The following is an 18872-nucleotide window of genomic DNA, read 5'->3' as shown; positions in this document are numbered from 1 at the left end:
CCTACCATAAAGTATGATAGCGCAAGTTCACCGTCGACGCTCGTGGAGGAGCTTCGGCGCCAAATCTGGGAGGATGGATTGATGAATCGCTTAAGAATTTTGCTCTCGTGCGCCGTGGCTTTGGGCGCGATGGGCATTCAGGCGCGGGCCCAAGATTCGGGGCCGATCCGGATCGGCGTCCTGACCGATGTCAGCGGCCAGTTCTCGCATGAAGCCGGGGACGGCGCGATTGCCGCCGTGAAGATGGCGGTAGAGGATTTCGGCGGAAAGGTCCTCGACCGTCCGGTGGAAGTCCTCGTGGCCGATCACCAGAACAAGCCGGAAGTGGCCGTTTCGACCGCCCGTCAGTGGTACGAGTCGCAGGGCGTGAGGATGATCAACAATCTGATCAATTCCGGCATTGCGCTGGCGGTGACGCAGGTTGCCAAGGATCAGGACAAGATCGCGATCGTCAACGGTTCCGGTACATCGCGTCTGACGAATGACAGTTGCACGCCCAACAGCATTCACTATTCCTACGACACCTATGCGCTGGCCAATGGCACCGCCAACGAGCTGATCCGCGAAGGCAAGAAAAACTGGTACTTCCTGACTGCCGACTATGCTTTCGGCCATGCGCTGGAAGCCGATGCAAGCCTGATCGTCAAGGCAAACGGCGGGACCGTATCGGGTGCCGTCCGCTATCCGATCGAAACCTCTGACCACAGCGCATTCATGTTGCAGGCCCAGGCATCGCCCGCCGATGTCGTCGCTATGGCCGGCTCCGGCACCACCTTCGTCAATGCAGTGAAATCCGCCGCCGAATTCGGGCTTGCGTCGTCTGGCAAGACGGTTGCAGGCCTGCTTGTCTGGGACACCGATGTCCATTCGCTCGGGCTCGAAACCGCGCAGGGCATGATCCTCACCAACGCATTCTACTGGGATCGCGATGACGAGACCCGCGCCTTCGCCAAGAAGTTCCAGGCGCGTGTCGGGCGTCCGCCGCATATGGGCGACGCGGGAGATTATTCCTCGACGATGCACTACCTGCAGGCCGTCAAGGCCGCCGGCACGACGGATACAAAACAGGTCATGGCGAAAATGAAGGAAACGCCTGTCAATGACTTCTTTGCCAAGGGCGGCAAGATCCGCGAGGACGGCCGGATGGTTCATGACATGTATGTCTATCAGGTCAAGGCGCCGTCTGAATCCAAGAGCGAATGGGACCTGCTGAAGCTCGTCACCACTATTCCAGGCGACAAGGCTTTCCGGCCACTTTCCGAGAGCAGGTGCCCGCTGGTCAAGAAGTGATCGAAAGCGGTGCCCGGCTTTCACTGCGCCGGGCACTCAACCCCATCACTGCATGAGCAGCGGTAACGGCTGCGGTTGGCAGGAGAGACGAGCAGGACATGAGTGACATTCTGGTCGAGAAATCCGATGGCATCGCCATCGTCACGCTGAACCGGCCGAAGCAACGCAACGCCGTGACCTATGCGATGTGGTGCGAGCTTGCGGAGCGGTTCCGCGCATTCGACACCGATGCGGATATCCGCGCCATTCTGTTGACGGGTGCTGGCGCCGACTTTTCGGCAGGCGCGGACATCAGCGAATTCGATGCGGTGAGGGGCGGTGCCGAGGAAAGCGCTCGCTACGAGGTCGCCGTCGATGCGGCGGGTGACGCGATCTACGAGGTTTCCAAGCCCACGATCGCTGTCCTGCGCGGCTATTGCCTCGGAGGTGCCGCGCATCTGGCGATGTCCTGCGATTTCCGGATCGCGGAAGAGAGCGCCGTGTTCGGCATTCCCGCCGCACGCCTGTCGATCGTTTACGGCGTGTCGGCAACCAAAAAGCTGTTTTCGCTTGTCGGCGTCACCGAAGCGAAGCGGATACTCTATTCGGCCAAGCGCTTCACCGCCGACGAGGCGCTTGGCAACGGCTTCATCGACGAGTTGGCGGACGATGCGACCGCTGCTGCCCTCGATCGTGCCAATGCCATGGCCGCCAATGCACCCCTGACGATCAGGGGAGCCAAGTTCATCCTCAACGGCTGCGCCCGGGGCAATCTCGATCAGACCGAAGCGGACAGGCTGATCGATGAGGCAAGTTCGAGCCATGACTACGCCGAGGGACGCAAGGCGTTCGGCGAGAAGCGCCCGCCACGGTTTAGGGGCCGCTGAAAGCCGCGCCGAACCAGTCAACATGCGTGCTGCAGAGGCAGCATCCCATTACCAAGGAGATATGCAATGGAAACCAATCTGAACGGCAAGGTGGCGCTGGTCACAGGCGGCGGCAGGGACGTCGGAGGAGATATCGCCCGCGCGCTTGCTGCAGAAGGGGCCACCATCGCGGTGAACTACAGCCGGTCGAAAGACGAGGCCGAAGCGGTCGTCTCCTCTATCGAGGCAAGCGGCGGTAAGGCGAAGGCCTACAAGGCGGATATCAGCGACAATGCCCAGGTGAAGGCAATGGTCGCTGCGGTCAAGGCGGATTTCGGCACGGTCGACGTCCTCGTCAACAATGCCGGCTACGTAAAATATCAGCGCTTCGTGGATTCGACACCGGAGGACTGGAAACAACAGGTCGACGTGTGCCTCTATGGCGCGATCAATTGCTGCCACGAGGTGGCGCCGCTGATGATCGCGCAGAATTCCGGCCGCATCATCAATCTCGTCGGCGACAGTTCCCGGATCGGCGAAGCGAACCTCGCGCTGGCGGCGGCGGCACGCGGCGGGACGATCGCTCTCGGCAAGTCGCTTGCCCGCGAATTCGGGCGTAACAACATCACCGTCAATACGGTCTCGCTCGGCCTGATCGAGACATCTCATTCCGACCCGGACTTCCTTGAGAAAAACCGGGAGAAGATCGTCAAGGCTTATCCTCTACGCCGCATCGGCAAGCCGGACGACGTCGCACCCATGGTAACATTTCTCGCCGCTGGCGCCTCGTCCTGGATTACGGGGCAGGTGATCAGTGTCAATGGCGGCTTTTGCATGGTTTAACAGGAGGATTGGGAGGAGCCAATATGATACACTTCGATCTGATCGCGCCCGTCGGGGAGATACTCCGGCGGAATGCGCGCCTGTATCCTGAAAAGATGGCCTTCGAGGACCGGAGGAGGACGGTCACCTATCCGCAGCTCGAAGCGGAAACTGAGGCTCTGGCCGCGCACTTTGCCGCTTCGGGGCTTCAGAAAGGGCAGACCGTCGCGATCTTCCTGCCGAACTCGGTCAACTGGGTCGTCGCCTGCCTCGCCGTGGTAAGGGCCGGAGGGATTTCCGTCCCTGTGAGCATCGAATCCACCGAGGCCGAGCTTGCCTATCGCTTGACGGATGCCGAATGCACAGTGCTCGTAAGCGTGCCCGAAAAGCGGCCGATGGTGGACGCCGTCCTGTCGCGGCTCGATCGACCGGTCATCGTGACCGATGCAGACCCGGTGTCTGGATTTGGTGGTATCGAGCGGCCGCAGTCGCCCGGTTTCGAGGACGACCCGGATGTCGATCGACCCGCCTACATCGTCTACACGTCGGGAACGACCGGGCAGCCCAAGGGTGTACTTCTTTCGACGAGATCCATGCTTTGGGTGACGGCGGCCTGCTGGACACCGATTGCAGGGATGAACGAAAAGGACGTCGTTCTCAACACGCTTCCGCTCTATCATTCCTACGCGCTGAACATCGCAGTGCTTTCGATCATCGCGACCGGCGCCAGCGAATACATCATGGAGAAATTCTCCACCACGCGGGCGACCGAACTGCTCCGCACGGGGCGGTTCACCTTCATGCCCGGCGTGCCGACGGTCTTCCATTATTTCCTGTCCGCCTGCCGGGCGAGCGGCGAGAAACTGCTGTCATCGGTCAGGCTCTGCGTCTCCGCCGGCGCGATCCTGCCCGGCACGCTGAACAACGATTTCGAAGAATTTTTCGGCGTTCCCCTGCTCGATGGCTACGGGATTACCGAGACGTCCACCATGGTGACCATGAACTGGCCCGGCCGCTGGCGGGTGCCCGGTTCCTGCGGTCTGCCGTTGCCGGGGCTGACCGTTCGGGTGGTCGATCCGAAAACGGGTCTGGACGTCCCTGCGGGCATAGAGGGCGAGCTGATCTGCAAAGGGCCCAACCTCATGCAAGGGTATCACAACAAGCCGCAGGAAACGCAGAAAGCGGTCGTCGACGGCTGGTATCGCACGGGCGATCTCGCCAAGTCCGATGCGAACGGTTTTCTGACGATTACCGGCCGCCTGAAGGAGCTGATCATTCGAGGCGGGCAGAATATCGCGCCGGCCGAGATAGAAGAGACGATCCTGCTCGACCCCGCGGTCATGGACTGCGCCGTGATAGGCATGCCGCATACCATGCTTGGTGAGGTTCCCATCGCATGCGTCGTTCTCAAGGATGCTAGCGCTTTCGATGAGGCCGCGTTGCTGACACACTGCAAGGAGCGCCTGTCGGCCTACAAGGTTCCGGACCGGATTTTTGTCGTCGGCGAAATTCCCCGGACGGGATCCGGCAAGATCCTGCGCGTGAAGCTTCGCGAGAGCCTCTGCTGCCTGAGCGGATGATGATATAGGAGAAGTGCATGAACCCGTTCATTTTCAACACCACTGCGCAGATAGTCTTCCGGCCGGGTGCGGCTGCCGAGATCGGCGGTATCGTCCGAACGAAGCTCGGGCAGCGCATCCTCTTCGTAACCGACCCTGGCTTGCGGAAACTCGGATTATGCGAACCGGCTCTGGCGTCGCTTGCAGCGTCGGGCATCGAGCCGGTCGTATTCGACGGCGTTGAGGCCGATCCGTCGCTTGCCACCGTCACGGCGGCATCGGATGCGGCAAGGGCGGCTGGTGCGACCGGGATCATCGGTTTCGGTGGCGGCTCCTCGCTCGACGTCGCAAAGGTCGTGGCGCTTCTCTGCGGCTCGGGCGAGGATATCGATGGGGCCTGGGGCGTCGGAAATGCAAAGGGGCCGCGATTGCCTCTGGTGCTCGTCCCGACGACCGCCGGGACAGGGTCCGAGGTGACGTCGGTCTCCATCATTACCGTCGGCGGCGACGAGAAGCGTGGTGTGTCGTCACCGATCATCCTGCCCGATATCGCGATCCTCGACGCGGATCTGACGCTTGGCCTTCCTGCCCATATCACGGCCGCCACGGGCGTCGATGCCATGGTCCACGCGATCGAAGCTTATGCCTCAAAGAGCGCCAACAACAATCCGCTGTCGAAAATGCTGGCGCGTCAGGCCCTCCAGCTTCTCGGTGCGAATATCGAAGCGGCCGTTCTCGACGGCAAGGATCGTGCCGCACGCGGTGCAATGCTGCTTGGATCGATGCTGGCCGGGCAGGCCTTTGCCAACTCTCCGGTTGCCGCGGTGCATGCGCTTGCCTACCCGATCGGCGGCATGTTCCACATCCCGCATGGCCTGTCCAACGCGCTCGTTCTTCCCCATGTCCTGCGGTTCAACGCGCCCGAAGCCGCTTCGGTCTACGCCGAAATCGCGGCCGACGCCTTTCCGGATCTGGCATCGGAGCAGGGGGCTCAGGGTCGTTGCGCGGCGTTCATCGAGAAGCTTGCAGGGCTGTCGGCCAGGCTCGGCCTCCAGCGAAGACTCCGCGACGTTGGCATCGGCGAGGAGCATCTGGCGGGAATGGCCCGTGACGCCATGAAACAGACGCGCCTCCTCGTCAACAACCCGCGCGAGGTCGGCGAGGCGGATGCGCTCTCCATCTACAGGGCGGCCTGGTAAATGGCGGAACGTCCAATCCCTTCAAGTCGTTCGGGCTACAAGGTTTTCCGGGAAATCGGCCTGCGCTGGTCGGACAACGACATCTACGGGCACATGAACAATGTAGTGCATTACAGCCTGTTCGACACGGCGGTGAATACCTATCTCATCGAAAACGAAGTGCTCGACATCAAAAACGGCGCAGAGGTGTTTCTCGTGGTGGAAACGGGTTGCCGCTACTATGCCGAGATGGCCTTTCCCGATCGCGTAACGGCGGGCATCAGGGTGGGAAAGCTCGGCAATTCCTCGGTTCGTTACGAAATCGGCCTGTTCCGCAATGACGAGGACGCGGCGGCCGCCGAAGGATTTTTCATCCACGTGAACGTCGACCGTCTGTCGCGCCGACCCGTTCCTTTCGGCGACACCGCAAGACGGCTGCTCGAGCCGCTTGCCGCTCAAGCCTGATTCAAAAACACAAGGATAGTCCTATGGCAGTTCTCATTCTCAAGGATCCATCGCTCCTGCGCGACCAGTGCTTTATCGGCGGTGAATGGCACCACGCGGATGACGGCCGGGTATTCGACGTCACCAACCCTGCCGACGGTTCCGTGGTCGCGGCGGTTCCGCGCATGGGCGCCGTGGAAACGCGGCGGGCGATCGAAAGCGCCGAAAGGGCGCAGTCCGATTGGAAGGCGCTTTCGGCAAAGCAACGCGCCGCCATCCTGCGAAAATGGTTCGATCTGCTGATCGAACACCAGGACGATCTAGCCGCCATCATGACGGCAGAACAGGGCAAGCCACTGGCGGAAGCCAAGGGTGAGATCGCCTATGCGGCCTCCTATATCGAGTGGTTCGGCGAGGAGGCGAAACGGGTCTATGGCGACACGATCCCCGCGCCCACATCCGACAAGCGCATCGTCATCATCAAGCAGCCGATCGGTGTCTGCGCCGCGATCACGCCCTGGAATTTCCCGGCGGCGATGATCACCCGTAAAGCAGGGCCAGCACTTGCTGCCGGCTGCTCCATGATCATCAAACCGGCCAGCCAGACTCCGCTCTCGGCATTGGCGCTTTGCGTTCTTGCTGAACGCGCCGGCGTGCCGAAAGGCGTACTGTCCTGCGTGACCGGATCGGCCGGCGAGATCGGCGGCGAGTTGACATCCAACCCGATCGTACGAAAGCTGAGCTTCACCGGTTCGACGGAAATCGGCAAGGTGCTGATGGCGCAGTGCGCAGCGACCGTGAAGCGCACGTCGATGGAGCTTGGCGGAAATGCGCCCTTTATCGTTTTCGACGACGCGGACGTCGAGGCCGCGGTCAAGGGTGCGATCGTCTCGAAATATCGCAATGCGGGTCAGACCTGCGTCTGCGCCAACCGCTTCCTCGTCCAGAGCGGCATATATGACACCTTCGTCAGCCGGCTTTCTGAAGCGGTCTCCCGGTTGACCGTCGGCGACGGATTTGCGCCCGGCGTCCAGATCGGCCCGCTGATCGACGATAAGGCCGTTGCGAAAGTCGAGGAGCTTGTTTCGGATGCTCTGAAGCATGGCGGTCGGGTACTCGCCGGCGGTAAACGTCATGGGCTGGGCCACAGCTTCTATCAGCCGACGGTGATCGCCGACGTCTCGCCACAATCGCAGATTTTCGGCGAAGAGATCTTCGGGCCGGTCGCTCCGATCTTCCGTTTCGAGACAGAAAGCGAAGCGATCGCGCTCGCCAATGACACCCAATTCGGACTTGCCGCCTACTTCTACGGCCGCGACATTTCCAGGGTCTGGCGGGTCGCCGAGGCGCTTGAATACGGGATCGTCGGGATCAATGAAGGGATGATTTCGACGGAAGTCGCTCCGTTCGGCGGTGTGAAGGAAAGCGGGAACGGTCGCGAAGGCTCCAAATACGGGTTGGACGACTATCTTGAGATCAAATACATGTGCATGGGGATCTGATCATGGCGCGTCTTGTCTTCATTGGCCCGCCTGGCGCCGGAAAGGGCACGCAGGCGGAAAAGCTCGTCAGCGAGCGTGGCCTGCGGCATGTCTCGACAGGTGATCTCCTGCGGCATGCAATCAAGACCGGTACAGCGCTCGGGCTCCAGGCCAAGGCGGCGGTCGATGCGGGCGAGCTCGTACCCGACGATGTCGTCATCGGTCTCGTCGAAGAGAGCCTGAGCGATGGTGCCGCCGCGGCAGGCTTCATCCTTGACGGGTTTCCGCGCACGGTGGCCCAGGCCGAGGCTCTGGAAACTCTCCTGAGCAGAAAGGGGCTGCCCCTCGATCATGTCATCCTTTTCGATATTCCGGTCGATCGCCTCGAACAGCGCATCGCAAAGCGGGCGGAACAGTCGCGCTCCACGGCAAGTCCTATTCGATCCGACGACAACCCGGATGTCCTGAAGCGGAGAGTGGAAGAGTTTTTGACAGCCACCGCTGCGCTCTCTCCTTTCTACCAGAAACGCCGGCTACTCCGACGTATCGACGCAACGAATGGCATTGATGACGTGACTCGCACAGTCCTTCATTTGATAACCACTTAGGCCCAATCTACCTATTGGGATCCGTTGTTAAAAATCCGTGGAGACCGCGGGTGGTCAGGGCGTCTCCGGACGCGGTTACCCTACCCCATTCAGGCCGGGTTCATGGAATCGACCAGGGGACCGGCGTTGTAGGATCTCTAAGGCGGGTGCCCCGTTGATTGGCGTCCATCGCCCCCAGCCGGTTACTCGGTGGCTGAGACGAGGCCCAGCGCCAAGGCATATAGCGGAACAATCCAGAGCAAGGTGGCAAGAAACCCGCAGAACCAGAACCGCCTTGGTATGTCATCGTCCGCCAGCCGGCGCATCCGGCGTGGCGGCGCGTGGGTCTCCGACCTCCTCCACAGCAAGCCGGTGAAAAACAACCAGCTTGCAAGCCCGCCGATCAATGTCACGGCACAGAACAACATCATGCCTACGCCGATCGCCAATGATGCGAAGGGCCTGCTGAATTCGTAGTTCAGGACAGCGATGACGGCGGCGGCGATCGCCAGGCCGACTGTCAAAAAGGCCCAGTGGCCCCGAACGTTGGCAATGGCCTCTCTCGCTTCAGATGGCACGGCGCGTATCGCAGCCGAAATGTTGGCGTTCAACTCATCCTCCCGATGGTGTCACCGTCCGCCGTTTGCGCGGATCGCCACATTCCAATCGGGATGAGTGGCAAAAGGTTCCGGATGAAGGCCGTTTCCGTCGCCAAGGGAAAAGTGCAGGCGATACGGCCGGCAATGATGAGAAAGGCTGCAATATTTCACGAAAGCCGTCTAAACCTGCACCTACCGCTCTCGCCAATCCGGTCGCTGCGACTGCGGCCGCCATACCGAAAACAACGCTGGTTGATCTCTCGCCACGATCTTGGTCAGCGAGCTTGATCGGTAGGGATGCGTCTTGGTGGTCGCGTACACATACATTCAAGACGCTGGATCATGGGTGCTATCAACGCCCTCCATCAAGCGCATTTACGCGGCCGCGGACCTAGAGGTTTTGAGGCCGAGGATCCGCACCGCGTTATCATGGAAGATCTTCTGCTTGGTGGCGGCGCTCATCTCGATCTCATCGAGAAGCTTCAGGCAGACGGCCGGATCCCAGCAGGGATAGTCTGTACCGTACATGACGTTGTCGGCGCCGAAGTATTCGATCGCGAACCTCTGGCCGGCGGAATGCGGCGAAACCGTATCGGTGAACATCTGGTGCAGATAATGGCTGACCGGCTTTGTCAGGCCGGCGGTCTTTGAATTCTTATCCATGCGACCGGATTGGTATGGCAGGGCGCCGCCCGTATGCGACATGACGATCTTGAGTCGCGGATGACGCTCCATCGTCCCGGAAAGGATAAGCCGCGACGCGGCTGCGCTCACTTCCACCACGCGGCCAAGGCTCAAGTGCAAGGCATCATTATAGCCCTGCATGACATCGGCGAAAACCGCATCAGTCGGATGCAGGAACATCGGCAGGCCGAGTTCCGCGACCCGCTCGTAGAAAGGCTCCAGCCGGACATCGTCGATCATCCTGTCCTTGCCGACGCTGCCGGGTAGGTTGACACCCATCAGACCGAGCCGGTTGACTGCGTCGTCGAGCACTTCGATCGCAACCCGCGTATCGACCAGGGGAATTGCGGCCGAGGCCCAGACACGGCCGGGATAACGCCGCTGCGCCCAGGCCATCTCCTCGTTCCAGGCGAGCGCCGCGTCGCGGCCTTCCTCGACCGGCAGTTCCGAGAAGTAGATCGATAGCGGGCCGATGGAGCAGACCACCGAAATGTCATGACCGAGGCTGTCCATATAGGCGAGCTGCTCGTCCAGATCGAACCACTCCTTCCAGCTCGCGACCGTGCCGCGGCGTCCGTTGGCGCCGTGATAGGTATAGCCACCACGCGCGTTCACGACAGCCTTCGGGAAATCTTCGCGCTTCAAAAGCGGTTCGAAGATCGACCGCGGCCACCAGTGGAAATGGGAATCGATGATCTTCATCAGACTTGTCCTTGGGGGGCTTCAGCGGCCGCTATCGACGCGCCATGAATCGGTCCTGGTTTCCAGGAACGACAGGATCTGGGTCAGCAGCACACCGAGCGCGATGACGATGACGATCGACACCATCATCTTGGTGGTCTGCATCAGTTGGCCGTAATAGGTAATCGCGTAACCGAGACCGGCATTGGCGCCGAAGAGTTCGGCAACCACAACACCCGTCAGCGCCCGGCCAACACCGAGGCGAAGGCCGGCCATCATCACCGGCACGGACCCCGGCAGGGCGACGCGCAGGAAGATATCGAGCGGTCTGGCCCCGAAGGAGCGCGCAGCGCGGGCCAGGTCACGATCGGTATTCTTGATGCCCGACAGCGTGTTGGCATAGATCGGCGTTAGGGCGAAAAGGAAGGCGATCGCGATGATCGTTGGCGTGCCATAGCCGAGCCCGGCAACGAACAGCGGATAGAAGGCGACAGTCGGCGCCGAGTATTTGAACCAGATGAACGGTTCCAGCGCCGATTCCACATCCGCAAACCAGCCGGCCAGCATGCCAAGGATAATACCGACCACCGCAGCAAGGCCAAGCGACCAGACGAAACAATAAAGTGTCGCAGCAACGTTGGTGGCAACCGAACCGTCTTCGAACTGAACCATGAACTCCGCCGCGACCTGGCCCGGCGTCGAGATGAAGAACGGATTGATGAAACCGGTATCGACGGCGATCTGCCAGAAAACCACGATACTGATCATCGACAGGGTGCCGAGCACGAGCGCCTGACGGCGATAGAAAAATTCGGCGATCATTTTGACCTCCAGTCGCGGACCTTGTTCTCGACCGATCGGACGATAACGGTCAGCGTGTAGCCGAAGGCGCTGACGATCAGAGCGTAAACAAGCAGGCGGTCGATGCGCATGGCAGAGCCATAAAGATTGAGTTGGTACCCAATGCCTGCCTGTGAGACGAAGAGCTCGCCGACGATGACGCCGAGCACGGCGCGGCCAACGGCGAGCCTGAGACCTGTCAATAGCGCCGGCAGCGAACCGGGTACGAGGACGCGCGTGAAGATATCGAACTTGGTCGCACCGAACGAACGCGCCATGCGGATAAACTTCGGGTCCGCCTCGCTCATTCCGGCCATGGTGTTGAGAACGATCGGGAAGACAGCGCCCAGGAAAACGACGGCAATCTTCGGCGCCATGTCGATGCCGAGCCAGATCACCATGATCGGCAGCAGCACCAGGGTCGGGGCGATATAGAGCGCCATCAGCGGCGGATCGATAAGGTAGCGGGCGATCTTCGACGTGCCGAGCAGCAGGCCGAGCGGAATGGATACCACGATCGCCAGTGCGAAACCGGCCACGAATTCCGTCAGGCTGATGCGGGCGTGATAAAGGAAATCATCATTCTTGAAGATATCGATTGCTGCGAGAAAAACCTCAGTAGGGCGGCTGGTGAAACGGCCATTCACCCAGCCCATCGCCGGAGCGATCTGCCACAGAACAAGAAATGCAAGCACAGCAAGCGTCCCGATCATCGCAGAGCGCGACGGACGCAGGAAGGAAAGGGACAGCTGTCGGGCCTCCGCCGGTTCGGCGGTTATCTCTGCCGATCTCATGCGACCTCCTGTACCAGCTGCATGCTGGACATATCTTCGGCCAGATGGGCGCGCAGACGCTTGCGCAATTCGTGAAAGGCGTCACTGTCGAGGATTGACTCATTGCGCGGGCGCGGCAGATCGACCTTGATCACTTCCTTGATATGACCCGGGTTGCGGCCCATGACGACGATCTTGTCGGCCAGGAATATCGCTTCGTCGATGTCGTGGGTGACGAACAAAGCCGTCTTCTTCGCGCGCTCCCAGATGCGCAAAAGTTCGGTGCCCATGATCTCGCGAGTCTGAGCATCGAGCGCTCCGAACGGCTCATCCATGAGCAGCACTTCTGGATCGACCGCAAGCGCACGGGCAATATTGACGCGCTGGCGCATGCCGCCGGAAAGCTGGTGGGGATGATAGTCGGAGAAGCGGCCGAGACCGACGAGGCGGATCATCTGCATGGCCCGCTCGTTGAGGTCACCGCCGCTCCAGCGCTGCATTTCGAGCCCGAACTTGACGTTGCCACGGACCGAACGCCAGGGAAGCAGAGAGGCTTCCTGAAACACCACCGCGCGGTCAGGCCCCGGACCTTCAACCCGCTTGCCATCGATATCAATCGAACCACGCGTCAGGTCGACAAGCCCCGCGACCGCCATCAGCAACGTGCTCTTGCCGCAGCCGCTGGAGCCGACGATGGTCACGAATTCGCCCTTCTCGACCGACAAGTCGACACTGTCGACGGCAGAGAACACCTCGTTGCTCTTGGGTTTGCGATAATCGATTCCGAGATCGCGGATTTCAATCTGCGCCACTGCTTCCTCCTCCTGGAGCGGGCCTTCGCCCGCTCATAATATTATCATGCAAATGGAAGGCTCACTTCGGCTTCCACTCATTGTAGGTATCGTGGAACGTGCCGACCCAATACTTGTCGACCGGCATGGGCTGCTTATAGGTGCCGTTCATGATGCCGACGTCCCAGAAGGCCTTCATGCCGGCCTCGCTCGCCAGACGGCCATCTTCGAAGATCTCGTCGATAAAGTCGTCATAACCGCGATTGAGATAGGTCTCCTCAAGACCGAGCTTGGCGGCCAGAAGCTTGACCGATTCCTCTTTGTTGGCCTTGGACCACCGGACGGCCTTGGCAAAGCCACGCAGCACGGCTTTGATGGCATTCGGATCGTTCTTGATGAAGTCTTCACGCGCGTAGAAGCAGTGGAACGGGAAATCCGGCGCGATTGACTTCTGTTGCAGTATCAGGTTGAAGCCACGATCGGCCGCCATGAACTTTTCGGGCGTCGCGAAGATGTTGACTTCGAGTTGACCGGCTTCCATCGCAGCAAGACGCGGCACGGAGCCACCGCCCTGGACGATCTGCACTTCGCTCTTCGGATCGATGCCCTTGGTCTTCAACGCATAACGGGTCAGGAAGTCGGTCGATGAACCGAAGGTCGAGACACCGAAACGCTTGCCCTTGGCTTCTTCGAGCGTTTTGATCGACGGCACCGAATACCAGTCGAAGACGGCCATGTTGAAGCCGCCGTAGAAGATCTTCACGCCCTGGCCGGTTTCGACCCCGACAAGCGCTTCCGAGAACGCGCCAACGCCGATATCCACGGCACCGGCGACCATGCCGCGCACCAGATCCGTGCCACCCTTGAAGGCGACGATCTTCACGTTGATACCCTCTTCCTTGAAGAAGCCCTGAGCATCGGCAACATAGATCGGCAACAGCGTCGAAGTATTGAGCGGTAGGCCGATCGTGATGTCCTTCTTCTCGATTGCCTGGGCGCTCGCCGCCTGCCAGGACAGCGCGGCAAGTGCCGCCGCTGTCGCCATGGTTTTCAGAAATTTCAACATTCTCTCCTCCTTGTGATGCCGGCACTCCCTGCAGCATCTGCTTTCATGAATTCCAGTACCCCTTCAGGCCGCCTCGCTCCTCGGGAAAGAGACATCCGTGAACGTCAGCAGGAGGCTGCGGGCCTCCTGAACTACAGCCGTGCCGGCTTCGGCAAGCGTGGCCTGCAGGCTCTGCAATCGCTGCGCTGTCGTAGCGGGAAGGCTTCCGATCTTGCGGTCGAGCATGAGCTGCGCGCCCTCACTGGAAGTCTGCAGCCAAACGGCCTCGCGTGTCTGTCCCTTTTTCGATACGACAATTCGTGCTGGCCAACCTTCGCCCGTGAGCGTGTCATCGGCCGTGATCGTCACGCGCTTGGCCAAGGCCATGACATCCGCATTGAAGGGACGAGCGCGCTCGACATCCACCAGCCGATCCGGCTCGAAAGCGGCAATGCCGAGCTGCAAGCCGAGATGGGCGATGGTCGATAAGCGATCTTCGGTCACGAGCGGCCGGCTGACGACGGGGGTCACGACCGGTGGCAGAAAAACTTCGATAGTGTCGATGGTATTGGGATTGATACCCTTCTCCAGCAGGTGACGGAAAGCCTGGATCGCATTGACGCCCTGGCGGGCCGAGACGAAGGGTTTCATGCCAACCCCTCTGATCGCCAGCGTGTCAACATGTCCTGGCTCCAGGGCAACGGCTGCCGCCGCCTGTCCTTTCATCCAGCTTGGAGACAGCAGTCCGAGATCGCCCTTGATGCCGGCCTTCGCAGCAAGCGCTGCCCGGATACCCTTCAATGTGGCTTCGCCGATCGCCAGCCAGCGAGCAGACGGCATGCCGGAAGGGCGGCCGTTGCGGCCCGAACTGCCGGCCATGGACAGCACCAGCGCCTGGGCACCCTGTTCGTCAGAAAGACCAAGCGCGATCGCCGCACTGACCGCCGCCACGGCAGGCGCTGCAAACAGGCCCGGCCAAGTTTCCGGCAGAGCCGAAACGCCACCGACAGCTTCCGAAAGAGCCACACCGACGGCGTGACCGGCGGCAACCGCCCTGACATGGGCCTCATAGTCCTGTGCAAAAATCAGCGACGCCGGCACGGCCATGGCGCCCGGCGTCGCGCAGGAAGGCACATGGATTGCGTCCCATTCCGTAAAACGGATAACCGCCGACGCGCCCGCAGCTGAGGAGATTGCGTCGCCGGCACCGTTTTCGCGATAAAAGGCGAGTAGGGAGGCGCCTTCCTTCGCACCAGCGCCGGCCGCCAGACATGTCAGCGCGTCGATGGAATGGAGGTTGACGAGATCGCGGAGGTTCTGGTCTCGGCCATCGATCGCCTTGAGAATGGAAATGAGATCGCGTACGTTCATTCAGCCGCCTCCCATACGGAACTATCGCCAAGTCCCACCGGACGAGACGCGACGATCGTCTCGCCATCGAGGGCGAGCGTAACCGTCAGGACACCGTATGGAACCGGTGCGGCAAGCCGTGTTTCGGCATCGGCCACGACCTTCAGTGGTCGGGTGCCGTGCGGCGCTTCGAGATGCCAGTCGATCAGTTCGGCGCCATCCGGTAAACTGAAATCCGAAATCGAGCCGTTGGCCGGAAAGGCGGGAGAAGCCCGGTCCAGCTCCGCGCTCACGGAGGCAAGGCGTGCGGCGATTATGGAAACCGCTGAGAAGGTTTCGATCCGGCGGGCCCAGACGCCGTTATAGGCAATCGATAGGCGCACCGCGAAGGTGCGGCCCAGTTCTTGCCTGCCGGCGCGGATGAAACGGCGATCCCTGGAAAGGTCAGGCGCCACGGCGACGTAGCATTCCTCGGCGCCAGCAAGGCGCACGGCCCGCTCGACGGCTCCGGTGAAATCGCCGGCATATTTTCCCTTGATGTCACCCGCCTTGAACGCCTCGCGGGCAATATTGTCGGTGCGGCGCGCGAGATCGAGTTCGGCGCGATCCGGCTGGCCGCGAACCGCGGTGAAAAGCTCTGTCGCATCGGAAAGCTCGACCGGCAGGACGGACAGTATCTCGTCCACCACGCCGCCGGGCATGCGGTCGAGTTCGACCACTCCGAGACGCGTTGCGCCAACCTTGGCGAGCCGCTCGCCGGCAAGCTTACCGGGGAACGGCGAGTGGGCGACTTCGAAGGTCGGGGCCACGGACTTTACCCATTCCCCCACACGCTTCGACAGGGCGGTGAGGAAAATCGGCTGGCCTTCGCGCAAAATCAGGACAAGGCCATCCGACCAGTAGGGTGTGAAACCGGAAATCCAGGTGACGCCGGCAGAGCGCACATGGTTGGTATAGATCAGCACACCGTCGAGACCAGCAGCGGCGATCGCCTGCTGCAGGCGGACCTGCCGGGCCTTTACGTCGGCGAGGGAGAGTTCTTGCTCGCGCCACAGGATCAGACCGTGTCTCATGCCGTTGCCCTCCGGGCGCCGACCGAGAACAGTTCGCGCGGCGTCCTCGTCAAGATTTCCGGACCATCGGCGCGCACGATCAAAGAGTCCCCGTGCACGAAATAACCGATCTCGGGATTGTAGGTGTTCGGATGCACGATCATCGACATGCCTTCTTCGATCACCGTGTTCACATCTTCGAGAATATGCGGTTTGGTATCCGGGAAGAGGCCAAGTCCGTGGCCGCGCACACGGGTATATTCGCTGGTCACGTATTCGCCCAAACCATGGGCGCGAAAAATGTCGTTCTCTGCCCGGGCAATATCGGCTGCCGTGACGCCGGGCCTAACCACTGCGAGGCCGGCCTCCAGCGCATCGTTATAGATCCCGAACACCTTGCGCTGCGCCTCATTCGGCTCACCGATGACGAGCGTGCGGCAGATCTGGACGTAATAGCCGTTGACGCAAGGGGTAAGCTCGGTCGTTACCAGGTCGCCGGGCTTCAGGATCTTGCCGAGCGGCGGCGCCATGCCGCGCACTTCCGGGCCGCCGACACCGATGATCATGAAATTGTCGTCCACGCCTTCATTGCGGAAGAAGGATTCGATCTCGGCGATCAGCTCGTAATCCTTCTTGCCGACGGCGGCGGCATTGCGGAACACTGTATAACCTTCATCCGCCAGACGCGCCGCGCTGCGCACGGCGTTCAACTCGTCGGTGGATTTTACCATCAGCAGGCGATCGACGAGTGCCGTCGCGTCTTCGAAATGCAGGTCGCCGCGCTGGGCGGCAAGCCCATAGGGCAGGTGGCGCTTCGGGCCGGCGGCGATGCGGCTGTTGCCGAGCCGAGCGATGACGCCGGATACCGTGCCGATCAGGTCGCCCGCAACAACGGTCTTGACCTCCGGGCACTCGACCGCCGCACGCTCGCCTTCCAGCTCGTCGTCGAGATAGAGAGTCACGTCGCCATCGCGGGTGACGACGACCAGACCCTCACCTTCGAGAATGCCGAAATCGGCGGCATAACGCAGGTAGTCGTTCTGCCAGGCATTGCCATAGAGCACGAGGCCGTCCAGCCCCGCCTCCAGCATCGCCTCGATCAACCGTTTCTTGCGGATTTCGCCGATCATCGCCATGCCCTCAGCCGTTCACTGCGATGCGGCGCGGCATCTGGGGTTCCGCATAGCCGTAGTCGCGCGCGGCCGCTTCCTTCGAGACAAGACCGTTGGCGATATCCTCGTCCAGATCGGTGCGCGAGCGCTTTCTGGGATTGCCATAACCGCCGCCCCCAGCGGTAAGGAAGGTAATCCGGTCGCCTGGCGTGAAGTGGACATCGGTTGCCTTGTTGACCCGCAGCTGCGTGCCGTCGGCGCGATCGATGATCGCCACGCTGACCTCACCGGTATGGCCGCCATGCAGACCCCAGGGGGGAGTGACGGTTCGGTCGAAATTGATGTTTCCGCGGCAGGCGCGCAGGCAGCGATAGGTGAGCTCGATGCCGAGGCCACCACGATGTTCGCCGGCGCCGCCTGAGTCAGGCCGCAGCGCGTGCCGTTCAACGATGAACGGATACTTGATCTCCTGCAGTTCGACCGGCGTGTTGCGCACGTCGCCCTGGCACACGGAGACGGCCGCGGATTCGCCGTCTTCATGCGGGCGGCCGCCCCAGCCGCCACCAAAGATGTTCATCAGCAGGAAGCGCGAACCGTCTTCATAAAAGCCGAAGAAGGAGCAGCCCCCCATGTCGCCCTTGTGGGCGGCCGGGATGAGCTCCGGCACGGCCGGCGCCAGCGCCTTGAGGATCGTATCTATCACGGTCGGCAGCGCGATGCTCCACTGGCCGAGTGCGGCCGGCGGACGGGCAGAGAGGATCGTGCCATCCGGCAGGTCGATATTGAGAGCCCGGAAACAGCCTTCGTTGACGTCGAGGTCCGGCGAGGTGAGCGCCTTGAAGGCGACGCGAGCTGCCGCGATGCCGCCCGAACGCCCGGAATTCAACGGGCCATTCACCTGCGGATGCATGCCATGGAAATCGACCGTGATGGACGAGCCGGAGACGATCACCTTGACGGCGATGCGCAATGGCGTCCCCAGGTCCCGCCCGTCATTGTCAAGGAAGCTTTCGGCGGAATAGGTTCCGTCCGGAATACGTTCGATCACCTGGCGGGCCGCCTTGTCGGTCTGGTCCCAGATGGTCTCGACACTGCTTTCCACCACACCGCGGCCATAACGGGCGACGAGTTCGGCATAACGCTTGGCGCCGATCTGGCAGGACGCGACCTGGGCTCGAAGATCGCCGAGACTGGCATCCGGGTAACGGATATTGTCCTGGATGATCTGGTAGAGCGTGTCGTTGAGTTCGCCCGCCTTGTAGATCTTCAAGGACCGCATCTGCAGGCCTTCGGAGTAGATGTCGGTCGTCGCGTTGGAACCGAAACCCTGGCGGCCGCCGCCGATATCCACCCAGTGAGCACGATTGGCCGCAAAGCCGATCAGTTCGCCGTCATGGAAGCAGGGCGCGTAGACGACGACGTTGTTCAGATGCTGGCCGCAGATATGACCGTGGTTCATGACGAGGACGTCGCCCTCCGCGAAACCCTTCAAACCGTATTTTTTTATGCCGTCCTCGACCGCGATGCCGAGGTCGGCGAGGAAGATCGGCAGGCCACCGCGGTTCTGGGAGATCATCCGGCCAGTCGTGTCGATCAGGCCGCAACAATAGTCGCGGACTTCGTAGATCATCATGTTGTAGGCGGACTTGCAGAGTGCCTCGGCCATTTCATCGGCATAAGCGACGATGGCATTGCGGACGACTTCAACGGTGATCGGATCGTTCTTGATCGGGGTCATA

Annotated in this window: 18 protein-coding genes; 8 read left to right on the top strand and 10 right to left on the bottom strand. The window is 61.3% G+C overall.

The window, feature by feature from the left end; genetic code table 11:
- Nucleotides 1-81: 81 nt before the first annotated feature.
- The 8 genes from ACSQ8R_RS27595 (at nucleotide 82) to ACSQ8R_RS27560 (ending at nucleotide 8227) form a co-directional block, all read left to right on the top strand.
- Complete coding sequence (locus ACSQ8R_RS27595) at nucleotides 82-1290, top strand: ABC transporter substrate-binding protein (protein ID WP_436256525.1); 1209 nt, start codon at nucleotides 82-84, stop codon at nucleotides 1288-1290.
- Nucleotides 1291-1388: 98 nt separating this feature from the next.
- Nucleotides 1389-2156 (top strand): enoyl-CoA hydratase-related protein, encoded by a 768-nt coding sequence (locus ACSQ8R_RS27590; protein WP_436256524.1) that lies wholly within the window; start codon nucleotides 1389-1391, stop codon nucleotides 2154-2156.
- 66 nt (nucleotides 2157-2222) lie between these two features.
- Nucleotides 2223-2978 carry an SDR family NAD(P)-dependent oxidoreductase gene (locus ACSQ8R_RS27585; RefSeq protein ID WP_436256523.1) on the top strand — a complete coding sequence of 252 codons (756 nt, stop codon included), beginning with the start codon at nucleotides 2223-2225 and terminating at the stop codon, nucleotides 2976-2978.
- Nucleotides 2979-3001: 23 nt separating this feature from the next.
- Nucleotides 3002-4537 (top strand): class I adenylate-forming enzyme family protein, encoded by a 1536-nt coding sequence (locus ACSQ8R_RS27580; protein WP_436256522.1) that lies wholly within the window; start codon nucleotides 3002-3004, stop codon nucleotides 4535-4537.
- A gap of 17 nt (nucleotides 4538-4554) precedes the next feature.
- A complete protein-coding gene (locus tag ACSQ8R_RS27575) occupies nucleotides 4555-5715 on the top strand; it encodes an iron-containing alcohol dehydrogenase (protein WP_436256521.1) in 1161 nt (386 codons plus the stop codon).
- Nucleotides 5716-6159, top strand: a complete 444-nt coding sequence (locus ACSQ8R_RS27570) for an acyl-CoA thioesterase (RefSeq protein WP_436256520.1) — start codon at nucleotides 5716-5718, stop codon at nucleotides 6157-6159. It abuts the gene before it with no gap.
- Nucleotides 6160-6182: 23 nt separating this feature from the next.
- On the top strand, nucleotides 6183-7640 hold the full coding sequence (gene gabD / locus ACSQ8R_RS27565; protein ID WP_436256519.1) for an NADP-dependent succinate-semialdehyde dehydrogenase: 1458 nt from the start codon (nucleotides 6183-6185) through the stop codon (nucleotides 7638-7640).
- 2 nt (nucleotides 7641-7642) lie between these two features.
- Nucleotides 7643-8227: an adenylate kinase gene (locus ACSQ8R_RS27560; RefSeq protein WP_436256518.1), complete on the top strand. Its 585-nt coding sequence runs from the start codon at nucleotides 7643-7645 to the stop codon at nucleotides 8225-8227.
- Between the two features lie 182 nt (nucleotides 8228-8409).
- On the opposite strand, the gene ACSQ8R_RS27555 is transcribed toward ACSQ8R_RS27560, so the two are convergent.
- The 10 genes from ACSQ8R_RS27555 to ACSQ8R_RS27510 form a co-directional block, all read right to left on the bottom strand.
- On the bottom strand, nucleotides 8410-8817 hold the full coding sequence (locus tag ACSQ8R_RS27555; RefSeq protein WP_436256517.1) for a hypothetical protein: 408 nt from the start codon (nucleotides 8815-8817) through the stop codon (nucleotides 8410-8412).
- 363 nt (nucleotides 8818-9180) lie between these two features.
- Nucleotides 9181-10191 (bottom strand): amidohydrolase family protein, encoded by a 1011-nt coding sequence (locus tag ACSQ8R_RS27550; protein WP_436256516.1) that lies wholly within the window; start codon nucleotides 10189-10191, stop codon nucleotides 9181-9183.
- 21 nt (nucleotides 10192-10212) lie between these two features.
- Nucleotides 10213-10992, bottom strand: coding sequence for an ABC transporter permease (locus tag ACSQ8R_RS27545; protein WP_436256515.1), 780 nt, complete (start codon nucleotides 10990-10992; stop codon nucleotides 10213-10215).
- A complete protein-coding gene (locus ACSQ8R_RS27540) occupies nucleotides 10989-11804 on the bottom strand; it encodes an ABC transporter permease (protein WP_436256514.1) in 816 nt (271 codons plus the stop codon). Before ACSQ8R_RS27540 ends, ACSQ8R_RS27545 begins: the two co-directional genes overlap by 4 nt.
- The gene (locus tag ACSQ8R_RS27535; protein ID WP_436256513.1) at nucleotides 11801-12595 is read right to left on the bottom strand and encodes an ABC transporter ATP-binding protein; all 795 of its coding nucleotides are present in this window, start codon (nucleotides 12593-12595) and stop codon (nucleotides 11801-11803) included. The genes ACSQ8R_RS27540 and ACSQ8R_RS27535 overlap by 4 nt, the downstream gene beginning before the upstream one ends.
- A gap of 61 nt (nucleotides 12596-12656) precedes the next feature.
- Nucleotides 12657-13640 carry an ABC transporter substrate-binding protein gene (locus ACSQ8R_RS27530; protein ID WP_436256512.1) on the bottom strand — a complete coding sequence of 328 codons (984 nt, stop codon included), beginning with the start codon at nucleotides 13638-13640 and terminating at the stop codon, nucleotides 12657-12659.
- Between the two features lie 63 nt (nucleotides 13641-13703).
- Nucleotides 13704-14990 carry a hypothetical protein gene (locus ACSQ8R_RS27525; protein WP_436256511.1) on the bottom strand — a complete coding sequence of 429 codons (1287 nt, stop codon included), beginning with the start codon at nucleotides 14988-14990 and terminating at the stop codon, nucleotides 13704-13706.
- On the bottom strand, nucleotides 14987-16042 hold the full coding sequence (locus tag ACSQ8R_RS27520) for an aminopeptidase P family N-terminal domain-containing protein (RefSeq protein WP_436256510.1): 1056 nt from the start codon (nucleotides 16040-16042) through the stop codon (nucleotides 14987-14989). Before ACSQ8R_RS27520 ends, ACSQ8R_RS27525 begins: the two co-directional genes overlap by 4 nt.
- Nucleotides 16039-17157: a M24 family metallopeptidase gene (locus ACSQ8R_RS27515; RefSeq protein WP_436256509.1), complete on the bottom strand. Its 1119-nt coding sequence runs from the start codon at nucleotides 17155-17157 to the stop codon at nucleotides 16039-16041. Before ACSQ8R_RS27515 ends, ACSQ8R_RS27520 begins: the two co-directional genes overlap by 4 nt.
- Nucleotides 17158-17161: 4 nt before the next feature.
- Nucleotides 17162-18871 (bottom strand): hydantoinase B/oxoprolinase family protein, encoded by a 1710-nt coding sequence (locus ACSQ8R_RS27510; protein WP_436256508.1) that lies wholly within the window; start codon nucleotides 18869-18871, stop codon nucleotides 17162-17164.
- Between the last annotated feature and the right edge of the window lies 1 nt (nucleotide 18872).

The sequence above is a fragment of the Neorhizobium sp. LjRoot104 genome, assembly GCF_964253725.1.
Taxonomy (GTDB): domain Bacteria; phylum Pseudomonadota; class Alphaproteobacteria; order Rhizobiales; family Rhizobiaceae; genus Neorhizobium.
The sequence above is the reverse complement of the archived record's forward strand: the minus strand, read 5'-3'. Positions and strand labels throughout refer to the sequence as shown.